This window comes from Glycomyces sp. NPDC047010, assembly GCF_040644205.1.
Lineage (GTDB): Bacteria > Actinomycetota > Actinomycetes > Mycobacteriales > Micromonosporaceae > Glycomyces.
In genome coordinates this window covers 187,184-205,475 of record NZ_JBEYVY010000009.1, presented here as the reverse complement: position 1 = coordinate 205,475, position 18,292 = coordinate 187,184, and the positions used below count along the sequence as shown (strand labels likewise).

Sequence of the window (18,292 nt, the reverse complement as noted above, 5' to 3'; positions counted from 1 at the left end):
TACGTATTATCATCTTGACGGTCCGAAAATCGGCGGGCAACATGATCACACGCACCTGTGGTTATACGCATTATATGCCCGTCGAGAAAGGCCCCGCCGTGCCCGGACCCCGCCGCCGCGTGACGCAGCGCGACATCGCCCGCCTCTCCGGCGTCAGCCAGGCCACCGTCTCCCTGGTGCTCAACAACCGCCTCGACGGCGGCGTCAGGATCGCCGCCGACACCCGCCAGCGCGTGCTCGACGCGATCCGCGAGACCGGCTACGTGGCCGACCCGATCGCCCGGCGCCTCGCCGACCACTACAACCGGATCATCGGCGTGTTCACGTACGAGCCGGTGTTCCCTTCGGGCGCAAGGGACTTCTTCCACCCGTTCCTGCTGGGCCTGGAGGAGCAGGCCGAGCGGCTCGGCTGCGACCTGCTGCTGCTCACCAGCGCGCCCGTGGACGGGGGCCGGCGCCGCATGTTCGCCGAAGGCAGCCGCATCCGCCTTGCGGACGGGTGCGTGCTGCTGGGCCAGGAGGTGGACCGCGGGGACCTGGAACGGCTCGTCACCGAGGGCATCCCGTTCGTGTCGGTGGGGCGCCGTGACGACGCGGGCGGGCCGGTGCCGTACGTGGGCGCCGACTACCCGGCCGCGACGGCGGCGCTCGTGGAACGCGCGGCCACACTGGGGCACGAGCGGATCGCCTACGTGGGCCGCGGCGAGGGCCCGGAGTCCTATGCGGACCGCCTCCGCGGGTTCCGCGCGGCGGCTGCGAAGGCCGGGGTCGCGTACGGCCGTATTCCCGTGGCCGCCACGGAGAAGCTCGACGCGGCCGTGGCCGAGGGCGTGACCGCGGTGTTCCTCGAAGAGCCCGCGGACATCCCCGCCGTGACCGCGTGGGCCGCCGACCGGGGCCTGGACGTCCCGGGCGACCTGTCCGTGGTGGCGCTCGGCGACCCGACCAGGCCCGTGTCGATCGACCTCGACGTCACCGGTTTCACGATCCCCCGCCGCGAGATGGGCCGCCAGGCCCTCGACGTGTTCCTCGGCCTGCTCGGCAGTGGTGCCGAGGAACGCGCCGAGGCGGACGTGCAGCGGCTGCTCCCGTGCGAACTGCACGACGGCGCGACCCTCGCGCCCGCACCCACCGGAAGGAACCACTCTTGAAGCAGGCGAACGAACTCCAGGCCGACATCCTCGTCGTGGGCGGCGGGCTCGGCGGCGTCGCCGCCGCGCTGGCCGCGCTGCGCGCCGGGCGCCGCGTCGTCCTCACCGAGGAGTACGACTGGATCGGCGGGCAGCTGACGAGCCAGGCCGTGCCGCCCGACGAGTCGTCGTGGGTGGAGCAGTTCGGGGTCACCGCCTCGTACCGGCAACTGCGCGAAGGGATCAGGGAGTACTACCGGCGGCACTACCCGCTCACGGAGGCGGCCCGCGCGAAGCGGGACCTGAATCCGGGCGGCGGGCACGTGAGCCGCCTGTGCCACGAGCCGCGGGTGGCCGTGGCGGTCCTGGAGTCGATGCTCGCGCCGTACCTGGGGTCGGGGGCGCTGCGGCTCCTCCAGCCGTACCGGCCGGTGGCGGCCGATGTGGACGGCGACCGGGTCGAGGCCGTGACGCTGGAGCACCGGGACTCCGGGGCGCGGCTGACAGTGAGCGCGCCGTTCGTGCTGGACGCCACCGAGACCGGGGAGCTGCTGCCGCTCACCGGCACCGAGTACGTGACGGGCTTCGAGTCCGGGAAGGACACCGGGGAGCCGAGCGCGCCCGACGAGGCGCAGCCGGACAACATGCAGGCCGTGTCGGTGTGCTTCGCGGTGGACCACGTCGACGGCGACCACGTGATCGACAAGCCGAAGGACTACGAGTTCTGGCGGGGCTTCCGCACCGACTTCTGGGGCGGGAACCTCCTGGGCTTCCGGGCCCCGAACCCGCGCACGCTCGAACCCGCGGAGCGCACGTTCGAGCCGAACCCGGACGACGACCCGTTGGCCGTGGTCGGGGACCAGCGGCGCGGCGGCGGGGACATGAACCTGTGGACGTTCCGCCGGATCGCCGCCCGCCGGAACTTCGCGCCCGGCGCGTACGACTCGGACATCACGCTCGTGAACTGGCCGATGATCGACTACTTCCTGGCTCCGGTGATCGACAACCCCGACGCCGCAGCGCATCTGGAGCGCGCGAGGGACCTCTCCCGGTCCGTCCTGTACTGGCTCCAGACCGAGGCGCCGCGAGCCGACGGGGGCGCGGGCTGGCCGGGGCTGCGCCTGCGCGGGGACGTGACGGGCTCGGCCGACGGCCTGGCCCAGGCGCCCTACCACCGAGAGTCGCGGCGCATCAGGGCCGAGTACACCGTGGTCGAGCAGGACCTCTCGGCGGCCGTGCGCGGGGACAAGGGCGCGGTGTCCTACGACGACAGCGTGGGGATCGGCATGTACCGCATCGACCTCCATCCCTCCACCGGGGGCGACAACTACATCGACGTCGCCTCCTGCCCGTTCGAGATCCCGCTCGGCGCACTCCTGCCGGTGCGGGTGGACAACCTCCTCCCGGCCGGGAAGAACCTCGGCACGACCCACATCACCAACGGCTGCTACCGGCTGCACCCGGTCGAATGGAACATCGGCGAGGCCGCCGGGGCCCTCGCGGCCTTCAGCTTCGAGCGCGGCCTGCCGCCGCGCGCGGTCGGGAACGACCCGGCGCTGCTCGCCGAGTTCCAGGACCGGCTCACCGCGCAGGGCTTCGAGCTGCGCTGGCCCGACGTCGCCCCTTACTGACCGCCCTCTACCGACAGAACCCCTGATGACAATGCCGTCAACGGAAAGGAAGAACCCCTTATGAAGCACGGACGCCTACTGCTCGCCGCCGCGGCGGCGGCGCCGCTCGTCCTCGCCGCCTGCGGCGGCGGTGGTGACGACGGTCCGGTCACGCTGCGGATGACCACGTGGTCCGCGAGCGAGGACCACCTCGCGATGCTCAACGAGATCGCCGACGCCTACATCGCCGACCACCCTGACGTGGAGGCGATCGAGTTCGACCCGCTCCCGTTCGAGGGGTACACGAGCACGCTGACCACCCAGATCGCCGGGGACAACGCCCCCGACCTGGCGTGGATCCTGGAGAACTCCGCGCCCGACTTCGTCTCCAGCGGCGCCCTCGTGCCGCTGTCCGAGACCCTCTCGGACACCGACGGGTACGAGTACGACGACCTGATCCCCGCGGCGACCGAGCTGTGGCGCCAGGACGACGAGCTGTACGCCTACCCGTTCTCGACCTCGCCGTTCGGGGTGTTCGTCAACAACGACCTCCTCGCCGCGGCCGGGCAGCCGACCGCCGCCGAGCTCATCGCGAGCGGCGAGTGGACCTGGGAGAGGGTCGTGGAGGCCGGCGCGGCCGTCCACGCCACCACCGGGACCGACGGTCTCGTGATCCGCGACTTCGACTACTCCGGCTGGGACAACCTCTCGACGCTGTGGACCGGCTGGGGCGCCCAGGCGTGGAGCGCCGACGGCGCCGACTGCGGCTTCGACGACCCGGAGATGACCCAGGCGCTCACGTTCATGCACGACGCCGTGTTCGAGCAGGAGGCCATGCCCGGACCGGGCACCACCGCGGACTTCTTCGCGGGCGAGGCGGCCATGACGGTCACGCAGATCTCCCGCGCCGGGCTCCTCGCCGAAGCGGAGTTCGGGTGGGACCTCGTGCCGCTCCCGGCCGGGCCCGCGGGCGAGTACTCCGTGATCGGGCAGGGCGGCCTGGGCGTGCTCACCGTCGCCCCGCACCCCGAGGAGGCCGCGGACTTCCTCGCGTACATGACGAACCCGGAGAACTCCGTGAAGCTCGCCCAGTACTTCCCGCCGCCGCGCGAGTCGCAGCTGACCGCCGAGGTCCTCGGCCAGGCCAACCCGCTGCTCACCCCCGAGCAGCTCCAGGCCGTGGTCATCGACCGGATCGACGCCGGCGTCGTCAAGCCCAGCCACACCGGGCAGGCCCAGCTCGACCAGGCCGTGCGGGCCGCGCTCGACCCGCTGTGGACCGCCGACGCGGACGTCGCGGGCGTCCTCGGCGACCTGTGCACCGCCATCGACCCGCTGCTGGCGCAGTGACGGCGGTGAAGACCGACGCGCCGCCCGGCCGGGAGCAGTCCCGGCCGGGCGGGTGGTGGACGGCGCGGCGCCGCGACCACCTCGCCGGGTTCCTGTTCACCGCCCCGCAGCTGGCCGGGACGCTCGTGTTCGTGCTGCTGCCGCTGGGCCTGATGTTCTGGTACAGCCTCCACGACTGGAACGTCCTCGCCGGGGGCTTCACGTGGACCGGCGGCGAGAACTACGAGCGCCTCGCGCAGGACCCGGCCCTGCCCGGCGTCCTCGGCGCGACCGCGGCGTTCTCGATCGGCCTGGTCGCGCTCAACCTCAGCCTCGCGCTGGTGCTCGCGATCCTGCTCAACCAGAAGCTCGGCGGCACGGTCGTCTTCCGCACGATCTTCTTCTCCCCCGTCGCGGTCACCCTGGTGGCGTGGACGATCGTGTGGCGGTTCCTGCTCCAGGACGACGGCGGCGTCAACGGCCTCCTGTCCGTGCTCGGCGCCGACGGCCCGAACTGGCTGCGCGGCGAGACCACCGCGATGGCCTCGGTGATCGTGGTGCAGGTGCTGAAGAACGTGGGGCTCAACATGGTCCTGTTCCTCGCCGCGCTCCAGGGCGTGCCGAAGGAGCTGTACGAGGCGTCCACGATCGACGGCGCGGGCGCGTGGACCCGGTTCCGGCGCATCACGATGCCGATGATCAGCCCCACGATCCTGCTCACCTCGATCATCACCGTCGTCGGCTCGCTCCAGGTGTTCGCCCAGATCGACGTGCTCACCAGCGGCGGGCCCGGCACCTCCACGACGGTGCTCGTCTACTACCTGTACCAGAACGCCTTCCAGTTCCACGACTTCGGCTACGGCGCGACCCTCTCGGTCCTGCTGTTCGCGATCGTCCTGGTGCTCACCGTGATCCAGTGGCAGATGCGCAGGAAGTGGGTCGTCCATGAGGACTGAACGACTGCGGACCGGGCCCTCGCGGCGCGCGAAGCTCGCGCTCTACGGGCTGCTGTGCGTGCTGGCCGTCCCGTTCGTGTTCCCCACGTGGTGGATGGTCACGTCGAGCCTCAAGTCCGCCAACGAGATCTTCGCGTTCCCGCCGACGCTCCTGCCCGCGGACCCGAGCCTCTCGGCGTACGCCCGCGTCTTCGAGTTCGCGCCGTTCGCCGCCCAGTACTGGAACAGCATGTACATCGCGGCCGTGGTCACCGTCGGGACGCTCGCGGTGTCCTCGCTCGCCGGGTACGCGTTCGCGCGCATCAAGTTCCCCGGGCACAACCTGCTGTTCCTGGTCGTCCTCGTGGGCCTGCTCATCCCCAGCGAGGTCACCATCGTGCCGCTGTTCCAGATGTTCAACGGGCTCGGCATGGTCGACACGCACTGGCCGCTGATCCTGGTGCCGGTCTTCGGCGCGCCGAGCGTCCTCGCGACGCTCATCATGCGGCAGTTCTTCATCGCGCTCCCCGCCGAGCTAGAAGAGGCCGGGCGCATGGACGGCCTCGGGCGGCTCGGCCTGTACTGGAGGATCGCGCTGCCGCTGTCGCGGCCCGCGCTGGGCGCCGTCGCGATCTTCTCGTTCCTGCACAGCTGGAACCTGTACCTGGAGCCGGTCGTGTTCCTGTCCAGCCCGGAGAAGTTCACGATCCCCCAGGCGCTCACGCAGTTCACCGATGCGTACGGCGGTCCCATGTGGGACGTGCAGCTCTCGGCCGCGACGCTCTCGGCGCTGCCGGTGCTCATCGTCTTCGTCGTGGCCCAGCGCCAGTTCGTCGAGGGCCTCGCCCACACCGGCCTCAAAGGATGAAGCGGTGCCCCGGCCGAAGCCGGGGCACCGCCCCTATGTCACCCCGCAAGGGCGCGTACTAGATACCGTGCTCGTTGCGGAAGTCCTCTACGGCGCCCTGCGCCTGGTCCTGCGCGTCCTGGGCGGTGTCCCCCGCGCCCTGGACGGCCTCGCCCGCCTGGTCGGCGGCGCCGCCGACGTACTCCTCGTACGCGGCACCGGCCTCGCCGGTCGCGTCGCCCGCCATCTCCCCGGCCTGCCCTTTGGCCTCTTCGACCGCGCCGGTCACCATGTCCTTCAGCTCGTTGAACTTGTCCAGCAAGCCCATAGACCTACCCCCTTTTCGCGTCGGTACGTCCCACTATAGGGGGACGCGCGGCGGATACAAAGTTCCCGGAACCGCGGCAAGGGAAACCGTGCTAGGAAGGGACATGCCTCAGCACCGGTCCTACGACGCCGTCATCGTCGGCGGCGGCCACAACGGCCTCGTCTCCGCGGCCTACCTCGCCCGCGCCGGAAAGCGCGTCCTCGTCCTGGAACGCCTGGGCCGCACCGGAGGAGCCGCGATCTCCGCCCCCGCGTTCCCCGGCGTCGACGCGCGGCTCTCGCGCTACTCCTACCTGGTGAGCCTCCTGCCCCGCAAGATCGTCGACGACCTCGGCCTGCGGTTCCAGGTCCGCAAGCGGCACGTCTCCTCCTACACGCCCGCCGAGCGCGGCGGCCAGGACACCGGGCTACTCGTCACCCGGGACGCCGCCCGCAACCGCGACTCCTTCAAGCACCTCACCGGCTCCGACGCCGAATACGAGGCGTGGCAGGCGTTCTACGCCGACGCGTCCAAAGTGGCCGAGCGGGTGTTCCCGACGCTCACCGAGCCGCTCGTCACCGAAGCCGAACTGCGCCAGCGCATCGGCGACGACCGGATCTGGCGCATGTTCTTCGAGGCGCCGCTCGGGGAGACCGTGCAGGACGCGTTCCGCGACGACCTCGTGCGCGGCGTCGTCCTCACCGACGGCCTCATCGGCACGTTCACCTCCGCGTGGGCGCAGGACCTCAGGCAGAACCGCACGTTCCTGTACCACGTCATCGGCGGCGGCACCGGCGACTGGGACGTGCCCGTCGGCGGCATGGGCGCGCTCACCGACGAACTCGCCGCGGCCGCGCGGGCCGCGGGCGCCGAGATCCTCACCGGGCACGAGGCCACGTCGATCGCGACCGACGGCGCCCGCGCCGAAGTCGCGTTCACGAACACGGCGGGGCCCGGGACGGTGGAGGCGCGGCACGTGCTCGTCAACGCCTCCCCTGAGGCGCTGGCCGCGCTCCTCGGCGACCCGGCGCCCGAGCCCGCCGAAGGCGCCCAGTTGAAGGTGAACATGCTGCTCAAGCGGCTGCCGCGGCTGCGGGACGCGGGCACCGACCCGCGCGAAGCGTTCGCGGGCACGTTCCATGTCGCCGAGTCCTTCGACGAGCTGGAGGCGGCGTACGTGGAGGCCGCGGCCGGACGGCTCCCGTCGCGCCCGCCCTCCGAGATCTACTGCCACTCGCTCTCGGACCCGTCGATCCTCGGCGCGGACCTGATGCGGCAGGGCTACCAGACGCTGACGCTGTTCGGCCTGCACGCGCCCGCGCGCCTGTTCCGCGGCGACAACCGGGCGGCGAAGGCGGCACTCTTGGAGGCCACCGTCGCGCAGCTCGACCGGTACCTGGCCGAGCCGCTCGCCGACTGCCTTGCCGAGGACGCCAACGGCGACCCGTGCATCGAGGCGAAGACCCCCGTCGACCTGGAGCACGATCTGCGGCTCCCCGGCGGGAACATCTTCCACCGTGACCTGTCCTGGCCATACCTCACCGGTGCCGAGCAGGGGAAGTGGGGCGTCGAGACCGCGCACGCGAACGTCCTCCTCTGCGGGGCCGGGGCCGTGCGCGGCGGCGGGGTCAGCGGCATCCCCGGGCACAATGCGGCCATGGCCGTCCTCGGGTTGTAGGACCGGCCTTCGGGTGGCGGGTGGTCGGGGTTCGAGCGGGCGGCGACAAGGGGTGGGTAGCGGGGCGGGGTGGGCGAGTTGCTTTGGGGCGGTGGGTGGTTGGGGGCGAATGCGAGTGGTTTGCCATCGTGTGGGTGATGACGATGACCCTGGGGCGGGGGAGAATTGTGGTACGCACAGGGACAGGGAATTTGTACAGGTGTCGGGCGGTGTAAGCAGACTGAGCCAAGCCTCTGGCCGACCGGCAGACCATACCGATTCCGAGGCGCGCAGGCCCCGAACGCCAGGGCCATCACATGCAGACCTCATCCCCGAGTGCCATCGGGACCCGCAGCAGTCAACCGCCCCTGAAGAAGGGGAGATGGTGATCGGGTGGGGGACCTTCGGAAGGGATCACCTCGACCGGAGGCAGTGCTCCTTACGAGGCACACGACCGGAACACCACCGCGACCGATCAGGCCGATACACACGCCACCACCCCAGCGCGGGCAGCGACGCCATTCACCGGGCATTGGAAGACCCGGCCCGGCGACGCCATCCGCACACGGGGCACCGGCAAGGCCACAAGCGCCACCATGCACCACTGCCTCGCGCAGATTGGCGTCGACCACGCCGAGTACCGGGCGCGGGCATCCTCGATCGGCAAGAACCTGATAAGGAGGGCGAGTTGACCTCGGCGAGGACCACGGCGAGGGCCCAGATCACGAAGACGTTGAACGCGATGATGAGCAGGGCCCACAGCGGGTAGTACGGCAGGAAGAAGAACTGGTTCAGGGCCGAGACCGCCGCGAGGCCGATGCCCACGCCGTACGCCCATGAGCGGCCCGCGAGCACGAAGATGCCGGTGAGGGCCACGAGCACGCCAAGGATGAGGTGGATCCAGCCCCAGCCGGTGGTGTCGATCGCGAACGTGTAGTCCTTGACGCCGACGAAGAGGTCGTCGCGCGCGATGGCGGCGATGCCCTCGAAGACCTGGAACAGGCCCACGGTGATCATGAGTGCGCCGGCGGCCACCGCGCCCGCGGTCGCCCAGGCGAGCCTGCCTTCGTCGTCGGCCATGGCCGTCTCCTCACCCCAGCGGCCGTGCGCGCGGCAGGCCGTCCCTTTTCGCTCCTGTCTACTCCAGACAGGTGCCCGCCTGGGGCAGAATGCGCGAATCGGTCTCGGGAAAGGGGGGACGGGACCGCCCGGGGGTGTGCCGGGCGGCCCCGTCTGCTCACCGCCGCCGGCCCGGGATCTCCAGGTCGACGTCGATGTAGCGGGGGCGGTACAGGTGGGCGTCGGCGTAGAGGTCGTCGCCCTCGAAGCTGTTCACGTTGTAGGTGATGAGCAGCGTGTCGCGGTCGCCGAGCTGCGGGTGGGCCTTCGCGTTGTAGGTGAAGACGTTCCCGCCGGTCTCGGGGGTGGAGTAGAGGACGGTCTTGCCGGTGTAGGGGCCCGCGAGGTCGTCGGCGCGGTACATGACGACGTCGGCGCTGAGCGGCTGCGTCGCGTCGCCGGTGACGAGCGTGAACTTGCCCTGGTAGCGGGTCACGCTGAACTCGTTGGAGACGCCTTCGAGGATGCGGGAGGACCCGGTCGGGTCGGCGGTCCAGGCGCCGTCGGCGTAGTACTCCCAGGGCGCGGTGGTGAGGTCGCCGGAGGGGACGCGGGCGAGGTGGGCGAACTTCTGCGCCTGGTTGTCCTCGACGCCGAACACGTAGGTGTAGTCGCCGTCCTCGTAGATCGCCGAGCCCCAGTTGACGTCGGACTCGGGGAGGTCGGTGATCGAGGTGAGGCTCATGTCGTCGGTGTCGAAGCTGGCGACGGCGTTGCCCGCGAACGCGAAGTCGAACACGCCGGTGCCGGTCTTCACGAATTCGAGGAGCATCACCTGGAGGGTGTCGCCCTCCACGGTGCCGTCGCCGAACCAGTACCAGTTCTGCATCTCGTCGCCGCCGGGGACCTTGACGAGGGACTCGGGGGCGGCCGCGGTGCCGCCGGTGACCGTGGTGAGGTTCCCGCCGTCGTCCACGATGATCGAGTTGTGGAGGAACGGCGAGTCGAGCGGCCTGCTGAGGTCGTCGTTCACCTCGCCCATGAACGTGTCGGAGTACAGCCACGCGGTGGAGCCGTCGGGCAGCGGAACGCTGTAGGCGGAGTCGGCGCCGGTCCAGCGCCCGGCGGTGTCGCCGTAGGTCTCGAAGCGCTCGGTGAGCTCCTCGTTGACGCTGGCGGAAATGGTCGGCGCGCAGGCGGTCGCGGCCTGTGCGGCGGTCGGGACCGCGGCCACGGCGAGTCCGGTGAGGACCGCGGCGGCGACGGTGGTCGGACGGTTGGTCATGTACTGCTCCTTTGCAGTTCGGGGGTGAACTCGGCGAGCACGCGGTCGGCGAAGCGCTCGCCGATGAGGCGCTGGACGTCGGGTCCGGGGTGGAGGTTGTCGGGGAGGGGCGTCGCGGCGGCGTCCCCGGCGCCGTAGAGGGACAGGCCGTCGAGGTAGTGGAGGCGGTGGTCGTCGTCCTGGCGGCGGTCCACGATGGCGTGGAGTTCGGCGCGGATCGCTTGGAGGGACAGGTGTCCGGTGAGCACGTCGGCCGCGGTGCCTCCGGCGATCGACCACTCCTCTTCCCGGTCGGGGTCCTGGATCGTCGGTCCCGCGCTGGCTTCGACGGGCTCGCACCAGATCGGGGAGACCAGGACGACCGGGGTCGCGGGGTGGCCCTCGCGGATCGTGTCGAGGAAGCCGTCCACGGCGGGCCGGAAGGCGCGCATGCGCATCACGTCGCCGTTGACGAGGTTGATGCCGATCTTCAGGGTGATGAGGTCGGCGGGGGTGTCGCGAATGGTCCTGGCGGTGAACGGGTCGAGCATCGCGTTGCCGCTGAACGCCAGGTTGGTGAGGTGGACGCCCGCGCGGAGCGCGGCGACCGCGGGCCAGGTGCCGGTGGTCGTGTCGGCCCGGTAGCCGTGGCTGATCGAGGAGCCGTGGTGGACCCAGCGGAGCCCCGAGACCGGTCGGGCCGCGACGGGAGCGTCGGCGCGGAGTTCCAGGAGCTCGACGGCGTCGTGGTAGGGCAGCCAGAGTTCCAGGTCGCGTTCGGTCCCGGTGCCGAGGCCGCTGAAGCCCACGGTGGCATCGGGGCCGGGGACGATCTCGCCGTCGGGCCGCTCGAAGGTGAAGACGAAGCGGGACCCGGCGACCGCGGTCGCCGTGGCGATGACGGCACCGTGCTCGGTGAGCTCGTAGGCGCTCGGCGGGAACGGGGTGTTCGCGTCGGCGGCGATGCGGCGGGCCTGCACGTCGAGTTCGATGACGTCGGCGGCGGTGCGGAGGGCGAGGCGCACGCCCGTGCTCTCCGCGCTCGTCTGGACCATGAACCGGTCGGGGATCTGGCGGCGGGCCCAGTGCGGGAGGCGGTGCGGGAGGAGGCCGCGGCCGGTCTCCTCCAGCTCCACCGCGCCGCGCACCATCGCCGGGGTGATGGTGATGCGCTGCAACGTCATACGTCGATGACCGTGCCGTCGGCGCGCACGTCCACGAGGCGGTCGCCCAGGCGCAGGCCGCGCAGGACCGCGTCCGGGTCGAGGTCGGCGATGCACGCCTTCGCGGTGTCGAGGTCGCCGGAGCCGACCACGGGGTCCACGCCGAAGAACGACTCGATCACCAGGGCCACGTACGATCCGGCCGAGGAGCAGGCCCAGTCGATGATGTACGGCAGCTGCGGCGGGGCCTTGCGGGCGCCGCAGTTGACCGCGGGCATGGCCTCCTCGGTGAAGTGCGCCTGGCCGGGAGGGCCCTGGTTCGCGGAGCGCGCGAGCCCGGGGATCCAGTCGATCGCGGCCTGCGGTTCGCCCAGGGCCACCAGGGCGCGGGCCGCGTCGGCGGGCCACGCCGGGTAGGCGCCGTTCCACTGGTGGTCGGGACGGGGGCTGAAGCTCGCGTCGGGGTCCCAAGGGGACAGTGAGCGGAGCCAGACCCCGGTGCGCAGCTCGCGCTCGAAGAACTCGGTCATCTCGGTGCGGACCTTGTCGTCCAGGTCGCCCGCGATGGTGGTACCCACGATCGAGAAGTCGTAGACGTGGCGCACCGGCACGCGGGTGCCGTCGGGCTGGCGGGCCGCGAAGTGGCCGCTGCCGGGGACGTAGAGGTCGGCGACCTCCCCCACGAGCGCGTCCGCTTCGGCGCGGAGGGCCGCGGCGCCGTCGGCATCGCCTCGGGCCGTGAGGATCTCGGCGAGGGTGCGGAGGTTCCAGACGTTGGCGGCGTTCAGGCTCGCGACCTCGTGGGTGTAGGAGCTGACGCATTCGAGGAGGTTGTCGATCTCGCCGTAGTCGGCCAGCGGCGAGGAGCCGCGCAGGCCCTGCCAGGCGTGGGCCCAGTCGTCCAGGTGCTCGGCGACCGTGCGGCCGCCGGGTGCGGCGTCCAGGAGCGCGGTGTCGCCGGTGAAGCGGAGGTAGTCGTGGACCAGGCGGGTCATCGCGTAGTCGTTGACGGAGTACCAGCGCCCGACGGGCCCGCCGGTGAGCGAGGAGGTCCCGAAGTGGGTGTGGATGTCGGAGGCGATCCAGTGCTCGACCTGGCGGCGCATGACCGCGGGGTCCAGGAGCGCGTGGGTGATCGAGGAGAGGGAGTAGTCCCAGATGAACGTGGTGGTGGCCCAGTAGTTGGGCATGAGGGTGTCGTAGCTGCGGCCCAGGACGTTGTCCTTGAAGTCGCGGCGGAACCAGATCGTGCCGAGCGCGCCCCACCAGTAGAGGCGCCGCAGCGGCTCGGAGGTGGTCTCCAGGACCGGGAGGTGCCCGGAGAACTCGTCGTTGCCGGGGGTGAAGGCCGCGGCGAGCTGGTGGTCCCAGTACGCCTCGGCGTCGTCGACCGCGCCGGGGACGTCGGCGGCGATGCGCGCGAACGCCTCGGCCGCTTCGGCTTCGGTGGCGCCGACGGTGTGGACGTACCCGAAGCGGGCGGTCTCGCCGGGGGCGATGTCGAGGCGGACGGTGATCTCGCCGCCGCGCTCGATGCCGCCGATGCCGACCTCGTGCTCCCCCGCGGCGGGGGCGATCCCGGAGAGGCGGACCTCGGCGTCGGTGTCGACGCCCTGGACGCTCCAGGCGGTGCCCGCGCCGTTGCGGAACACCAGGCGGGAGGGCCCGGCGGCGGCGCGGTTGCGCTCCTCGGGGGCGACGGCGTCGAGCCACGCCTCCTCGGAGCGGGCGGCGCCCGCGGCGAGGGAGAGCGTGAGGTCGACCGTGCGGGGCGCGTCCCCGGTGTTCACGGCCCGCACGTCGATCGCGATCCCGGTCTCCCCCGGGGCGCAGACGGTGACGGTGGCGAGGTCCAGGCCCGGGAGGGACACCGAGCGGCGGACCCGGTCGGGGCGCCACTCGTGGGTGACGGGGGCGCCGTAGGACTCGACCAGGCGCCCGTCCACGAAGGACGCCGCGGTCCTGGTGAGGCCCTGGGACACCGGCGGGAACGTCACCGCGGAGACCGCGGTGAGGTCGTGGTCGACGCGGACGGTGCCGAGGAGGTTCGTCAGGCCGCTGGGCGCGATCATGTCGTCGTAGTGGTGCGTCACCGGGTCGGCGGCGAGGTCGTCCACTGTGGGTATGTGGCGCATGGAGGCTCCTAGTACTGCCCGAGGGCGAGGCCGCGGGCGAAGAACTTCTGCGTGAAGAGGAACAGGACCACCGTGGGCAGCGAGACGAGCAGGCCGCCCGCGAGCACCGTGGACATCTGGGCGCCGCCGTACGTGCTCTGCATGCCGGCCAGGCTGGTCACGATGGGCCGCACCGTGTCCGACTGGCTGAGGACGAGGCCCAGCAGGAAGTCGTTCCAGATGAACGTGGCCTGGAGGATGAAGATCGCCACCAGGGCGCTCGACGCCATCGGCAGGTAGACGCGGGCGAAGATCCGCCAGGTCGAGGCGCCGTCGATGACCGCGGCCTCGAACACGTTGTGCGCGATGCCGCTGAAGAAGTTGCGCATCACGAACGCCGAGAACGGGACCGAGATGGCCGTGTAGACCGCGATCATGCCCATCTGCGTGTCGAACAGGCCGGTCCGCGAGTACGCGTCGAACAGCGGCAGCAGGATCATCTGGAGGGGGAACACGGTGCCGCCGAAGATCGCGACGAACCACGCGAACCCGTGCTTGAGGCGCAGCGCGACGATCGCGAACCCGGCGGCGGCGCCGACGAGCACCGCGACCGCGGGCGAGACGACCGCGTACAGGAGGGTGCTCGCGGCGGACTCGGCGAGCCCGGAGAGCCGCATGGCCTCGGCGATGTTCCCGAACAGGGAGAAGTCGGTGGGCACCCACGAGTCCTTGGTCGTGAACGTCTCCGGGGACTTCGCGGCGTTCACCAGCAGCAGGTACACCGGGAGCAGCCAGAACAGGCCGAGGACGGCGAGGACTGAAGTGCGGATGACTCTGGACATGTCAGACCCCGTGCTTGCTGGACAGCTGCTGGCGCAGGTAGAGGATGGACGCGGCGAGCGTGACCACGGTGAGGAACACGGCGATGGCCGAGCCCAGGCCGTAGTCGCTGTTCACGAAGGTCTCCTTGTACATCGTGAGCGCGAGCGTCTCCGAGTCGCGGCCCGGACCGCCCTTCGTCATGCCCTCCACGATGTCGAAGGTCTTCAGCGAGGCGACGATCGACAGGCCGACGACGACCGCGGTCAGCGGCCGCAGCATCGGCCACAGGATGGACCGGAACAGCCGCATCCCGTTCGCGCCGTCCATGCGCGCCGCTTCGAGGGGCTCGCGCGGGATCGACTGGAGGCCGATCGTGAACAGGAGGGCGTTCACGCCGACGCCCTGCCACGCGGTCGCGAGGATCATCACGACCGTGTTGAGCGGGGCGTCGACGAGCCAGCGCGGCGTGTCGGCGATCCCGAAGGCGCCGAGCGCCTGGTCGAGGGCGCCGCCGCCGGACAGGATGAACGACCAGATGACGCCGACGCCGATCCCGGACAGGGCGTACGGGATGAGGAACGGCAGGCGCAGCCAGGTGCCGCCCTTGAGGTTCCAGGTCAGCAGGGCGACCCCCAGCCCGATGCCCACCGGGACGAGGAGCGTCCCGCCGACCCACAGCAGCGTGTTGAGCACGGAGCCGATGAATCCGGGGTCGTCGAACATCTCGACGTAGTTGGCGAAGCCGATCCACTCGGGGTCGCCCAGGCCGTTGTACTCGTTGAGGCTGAGGAACGTGGTCCACAGCAGCGGCAGGTACAGGAGCACCGCCACCACGAGCACGCCCGGCGCGATGAACCCGAGGGCCGACCAGCGGTACTGGTCGCGCTGCCGCAGGGCCTGCGGGCTGAGGGTCTTGTCAGTCATTCCGGTGCTATCCCTGGTCTGCCCAGTAGTCGTCGGCCTCCGCCTGGATGGCCTCCAGGTACGGGAGCGGGTCGGACGGGTTGGCGATGAAGGCCCCGAACTGCTCCAGCGCGACGGTGAGGATCGGCGTGGGCGTGGCCTCGTAGTAGCGGTCGTAGAGTTCGTAGCCGTCGCCGGAGACGGTGGTGCCGAGCTCTTCGAGCATCGGGTCGGCGACGGTGGCCTGCGGGTTGAACGCGACGTCGCCGCGGGCGGTGCTCCAGGCGGTCTGCGCCTCGGGCGACATCCACCACTCGGAGTAGGTGAGGCCGAGGGTCTTCTGCGCGGAGTTCTCTGCGACGCAGAGCGGGCCGGACTCGACGGCGACGGGGGTCTTCTCCAGGCCGCCGTTCACCGCGGGGATCACGAACATGTCGTAGTCCTCGCCGGAGACCATGCCGGCGCCGTCGAGGGAGCCGTTGAAGAAGGACCCGAAGTTGATCATGGCGAAGTCGCCCTGCTTGAGGCCGACGGCCGGGTCGACGGTGGAGCCGGCGTCGGAGAACCAGCCCGCCTCCTCCTGGTCGAGCCAGGTGTTCATGATGTCGACGATCTCGGGGTCGGTGTACTTGACCTCGCCGGTGGCGAGCCCGTTGTACAGTTCGGGGTCGGTGCCGGCGACGAGCTGCTGGAACCACTGGAACGTGAAGAGCGTGCTGGTCTGATAGTACGGGGTGATGCCCGCGTCCGAGAGCTGCGACGCGATGGCGTCGAGCTCGGCCCAGGTGGTGGGCTCTTCGAGCCCCTGCTCCTCGAAGACGTTCTTGTTGTAGTACATGACCCAGTAGGCGATGTTCATCGGGACGCAGTACTGCTCGCCGTCGAAGGTGTACGAGTCGCGCAGGTCCTCGGAGACCCAGCCCTCGTCGACGGCCTTGGTCCAGATGTCGGTGGTCTGGGCGATGAGGCCCTCGTCCACGAGCTCGGTGAGCGAGGGGCCGGTCTGCCAGGTGAACAGGCCGGGGCTCTTGTCGGTGCGGAACGACTGCTTGATGAACGCGTCGTACTGGTCGGCGTCGGAGTACCCGGTGGTGTTCAGGGTGATGTCGGCGCCGGACTCGCTGGTGGTGTTCAGCTCGTCGAAGTCGGGCTCCCATGCGGCCTTGTTGGTGTAGAAGTCGAGGGTGCCGGTGGTGGCGCCGTCGTCGTCCGCACCGCCGCCGCAGGAGGCGAGCACGAGGCTCGCCGCGGCGGCGGCCGCGATGGTGAGGGGGATCTTCCTTGATCTCATTGGGAACTCCTTTGTTCTTCTCAGGGGAGGGGCGCGTCAGCCGTTGCCGACGCTCGTGCCGCGGACGGATGCCTTGACCGTGCCGAACTTCCCGCTCTGGGAGCGTCCGGTGCGGCGGATGACGTAGGGGCCCACGGCGGCCGGGACGATGAAAGTCTCGGCGTAGTGGACGGTGTAGGGCGCGAACGCCCCGGTGGGCGAGGCGACTTCGACTTCGTCGCCTTCGACGAGGTTGAGGACGTTGACGGTGCCCTCGGTGTCGTGGTGGACCTCGTCGGTGAACCAGTGGCGGCGGACCTCGATGAACTCCAGTTCGTGGAGGCCGGTGCGCTCCTCGGTGAGGCCGTCGGCCTCGGTGAGGGTCTCGACGCGGTTGACGAGGTGCTCGCCGGTCCACGCGCCGTCGCGTTCCCAGGCGAGGTTCCGCTCGCCGTGGTCGATGTGGACGGGGCGGGGGATGCCGTCGAGGCCGACGCGGCCCCAGTCCCAGAGCTTGAACGTGAAGATGAACGGGGTCGCGGAGATCTCCAGGACCATCGAGTTCGCGCCGGAGGAGTGGATGGTGCCGGCGGGGATGAGGAAGTGGTCGTGCTTCTTCGCGGGGAAGGCGTTGACGTACTTCTCGGCCTCGAACGGGCGCTCGCCCGTCTCGGCGTCGCGGAGGTCCTTGAGCATGGCCTCCTTGTCGACGCCGTCCTTGGTGCCGAGGTAGACGACGGCGTCGTCCCCGGCGTCGAGCATGTAGTACGACTCGTCCTGCGTGTAGTGCATCCCGAAGGTCTGCTGGATGTAGTCGGTGAGGGGGTGGACCTGGAGGGAGAGGTTGCCGCCGCCCATGGTGTCGAGGAAGTCGAAGCGGATGGGGAACTCGGCGCCGAAGCGCGCGTAGGTCCGCTCCCCCAGGAGGGCCTTCGGCTGGGTGAACACGAGGTCCAGGGACGGGATCTCCACGACGGCGCCGTCGGCGTCTTCGAGGAGCAGGGAGTTCTCCTCGGGCACGCAGTCGAAGCACCAGGCGTAGTTCGGCTGGGACGGGTCGAGGTCGAGCTTCTCCTTCATCCACTGGCCGCCCCACACGCCGGGGTCGAAGAAGGGGACGACGCGGAAGGGCCGCTGTGCGGCGCCCGCGATGGCGGCGCGGAACGCGTCGCCGGTGACCATCCCGGCGGGGCGGGGCTCGCTGTGGGCGGCGCCGATCGCGTTGGCGTCCAGGACGAAGTCGACGCGGTCGAACATGGTGCGCTTGTGGCGGTCGGCGGCGCGCCATTCGACGAAGAAGCCGCGCTTGTACTTGCGGAGGCGGTCCTCGCCGGGGTTGCCCGCGCGCCAGTTGGTGGCGCCTTCGCGCTGGCGCAGCTGGATCTCCCAGCGGGCCATGTCGGCGAGGACGAGCGCGTAGGGGGCGCCGGTGCGGCGGGCGACGAGGTCGGCGCCCCAGCCGAGGAGGACCACGGGCCGGTCGTCGCCGTCGGCTTCGACGGCGAGCTTGTCGAGCCGCTCGGCGTCGTAGAAGGCGCTCACGTTGGCGTGGGAGAGGACGCCGAAGACGCGGTCGTCGGTGAGGTTGTCGGCGATGCGCGCGTCGATGAGTTCGATCGGGAGCGCGGCGGCGTCCTCGACGTCGACGACGGCCCAGTCCGGGAGGGCCGCGGCGATGGCGTCCTTGAGGAGCGGGAGGTCCGCGCCGGGGTACGCGTCCACGACGAGCAGCGGGGCGCGCCCGGCGGCGCGCTCGGTCGCGACCTCGGCGGCGGCCTCCCAGGCGCGGGCGCCGGTGAGGACCCGGGCGTCGGCGGGCAGCGGCACCGTGGGCTGCTTGTCGTAGCCTCCGACGGTCTCGGAGGTTCTGGCGGTTGGCACG

15 protein-coding genes are annotated in these 18,292 nt (G+C 70.9%); 6 read left to right on the top strand and 9 right to left on the bottom strand.

Features of this window, described 5'->3' with window-relative positions:
• The first annotated feature begins 74 nt into the window (after positions 1 to 74).
• From AB0A65_RS19310 to AB0A65_RS19290, 5 genes are read left to right on the top strand one after another with little or no spacing between them, the layout of a single operon-like run.
• The gene (locus AB0A65_RS19310; RefSeq protein WP_359952926.1) at positions 75 to 1,151 is read left to right on the top strand and encodes a LacI family DNA-binding transcriptional regulator; all 1,077 of its coding nucleotides are present in this window, start codon (positions 75 to 77) and stop codon (positions 1,149 to 1,151) included.
• On the top strand, positions 1,148 to 2,761 hold the full coding sequence (locus AB0A65_RS19305) for an FAD-dependent oxidoreductase (protein ID WP_359952924.1): 1,614 nt from the start codon (positions 1,148 to 1,150) through the stop codon (positions 2,759 to 2,761). Before AB0A65_RS19310 ends, AB0A65_RS19305 begins: the two co-directional genes overlap by 4 nt.
• A gap of 60 nt (positions 2,762 to 2,821) precedes the next feature.
• Positions 2,822 to 4,090: a sugar ABC transporter substrate-binding protein gene (locus tag AB0A65_RS19300; RefSeq protein ID WP_359952922.1), complete on the top strand. Its 1,269-nt coding sequence runs from the start codon at positions 2,822 to 2,824 to the stop codon at positions 4,088 to 4,090.
• Complete coding sequence (locus AB0A65_RS19295) at positions 4,087 to 5,025, top strand: sugar ABC transporter permease (protein ID WP_359952920.1); 939 nt, start codon at positions 4,087 to 4,089, stop codon at positions 5,023 to 5,025. The genes AB0A65_RS19300 and AB0A65_RS19295 overlap by 4 nt, the downstream gene beginning before the upstream one ends.
• Positions 5,015 to 5,872 carry a carbohydrate ABC transporter permease gene (locus AB0A65_RS19290; RefSeq protein ID WP_359952918.1) on the top strand — a complete coding sequence of 286 codons (858 nt, stop codon included), beginning with the start codon at positions 5,015 to 5,017 and terminating at the stop codon, positions 5,870 to 5,872. The genes AB0A65_RS19295 and AB0A65_RS19290 overlap by 11 nt, the downstream gene beginning before the upstream one ends.
• Before the next feature lie 58 nt (positions 5,873 to 5,930).
• Here AB0A65_RS19290 and AB0A65_RS19285 read toward each other — a convergent pair whose 3' ends face one another.
• Positions 5,931 to 6,179 (bottom strand): hypothetical protein, encoded by a 249-nt coding sequence (locus tag AB0A65_RS19285; RefSeq protein WP_359952916.1) that lies wholly within the window; start codon positions 6,177 to 6,179, stop codon positions 5,931 to 5,933.
• 103 nt (positions 6,180 to 6,282) lie between these two features.
• Here AB0A65_RS19285 and AB0A65_RS19280 point away from each other — a divergent pair, with 103 nt between their 5' ends.
• Entirely contained in the window at positions 6,283 to 7,836 is a 1,554-nt protein-coding gene (locus AB0A65_RS19280) for an NAD(P)/FAD-dependent oxidoreductase (protein ID WP_359952914.1), read from the top strand.
• A gap of 501 nt (positions 7,837 to 8,337) precedes the next feature.
• Here AB0A65_RS19280 and AB0A65_RS19275 read toward each other — a convergent pair.
• From AB0A65_RS19275 to AB0A65_RS19240, 8 genes are all read right to left on the bottom strand, one after another.
• Positions 8,338 to 8,895, bottom strand: a complete 558-nt coding sequence (locus AB0A65_RS19275) for a hypothetical protein (protein WP_359952912.1) — start codon at positions 8,893 to 8,895, stop codon at positions 8,338 to 8,340.
• 157 nt (positions 8,896 to 9,052) lie between these two features.
• Positions 9,053 to 10,159: a DUF4185 domain-containing protein gene (locus AB0A65_RS19270; protein ID WP_359952910.1), complete on the bottom strand. Its 1,107-nt coding sequence runs from the start codon at positions 10,157 to 10,159 to the stop codon at positions 9,053 to 9,055.
• Positions 10,156 to 11,322: a GDSL-type esterase/lipase family protein gene (locus AB0A65_RS19265; RefSeq protein WP_359952908.1), complete on the bottom strand. Its 1,167-nt coding sequence runs from the start codon at positions 11,320 to 11,322 to the stop codon at positions 10,156 to 10,158. Before AB0A65_RS19265 ends, AB0A65_RS19270 begins: the two co-directional genes overlap by 4 nt.
• Entirely contained in the window at positions 11,319 to 13,436 is a 2,118-nt protein-coding gene (locus AB0A65_RS19260) for a hypothetical protein (RefSeq protein WP_359952906.1), read from the bottom strand. The genes AB0A65_RS19265 and AB0A65_RS19260 overlap by 4 nt, the downstream gene beginning before the upstream one ends.
• 8 nt (positions 13,437 to 13,444) lie before the next feature.
• Positions 13,445 to 14,257 (bottom strand): carbohydrate ABC transporter permease, encoded by an 813-nt coding sequence (locus AB0A65_RS19255; protein ID WP_359952904.1) that lies wholly within the window; start codon positions 14,255 to 14,257, stop codon positions 13,445 to 13,447.
• A gap of 1 nt (position 14,258) precedes the next feature.
• Positions 14,259 to 15,161: a sugar ABC transporter permease gene (locus AB0A65_RS19250; protein ID WP_359952902.1), complete on the bottom strand. Its 903-nt coding sequence runs from the start codon at positions 15,159 to 15,161 to the stop codon at positions 14,259 to 14,261.
• A gap of 7 nt (positions 15,162 to 15,168) precedes the next feature.
• A complete protein-coding gene (locus AB0A65_RS19245) occupies positions 15,169 to 16,431 on the bottom strand; it encodes an extracellular solute-binding protein (protein ID WP_359952900.1) in 1,263 nt (420 codons plus the stop codon).
• 36 nt (positions 16,432 to 16,467) lie between these two features.
• On the bottom strand, positions 16,468 to 18,291 hold the full coding sequence (locus AB0A65_RS19240; protein WP_359952898.1) for a class I mannose-6-phosphate isomerase: 1,824 nt from the start codon (positions 18,289 to 18,291) through the stop codon (positions 16,468 to 16,470).
• Position 18,292: the final 1 nt, after the last annotated feature.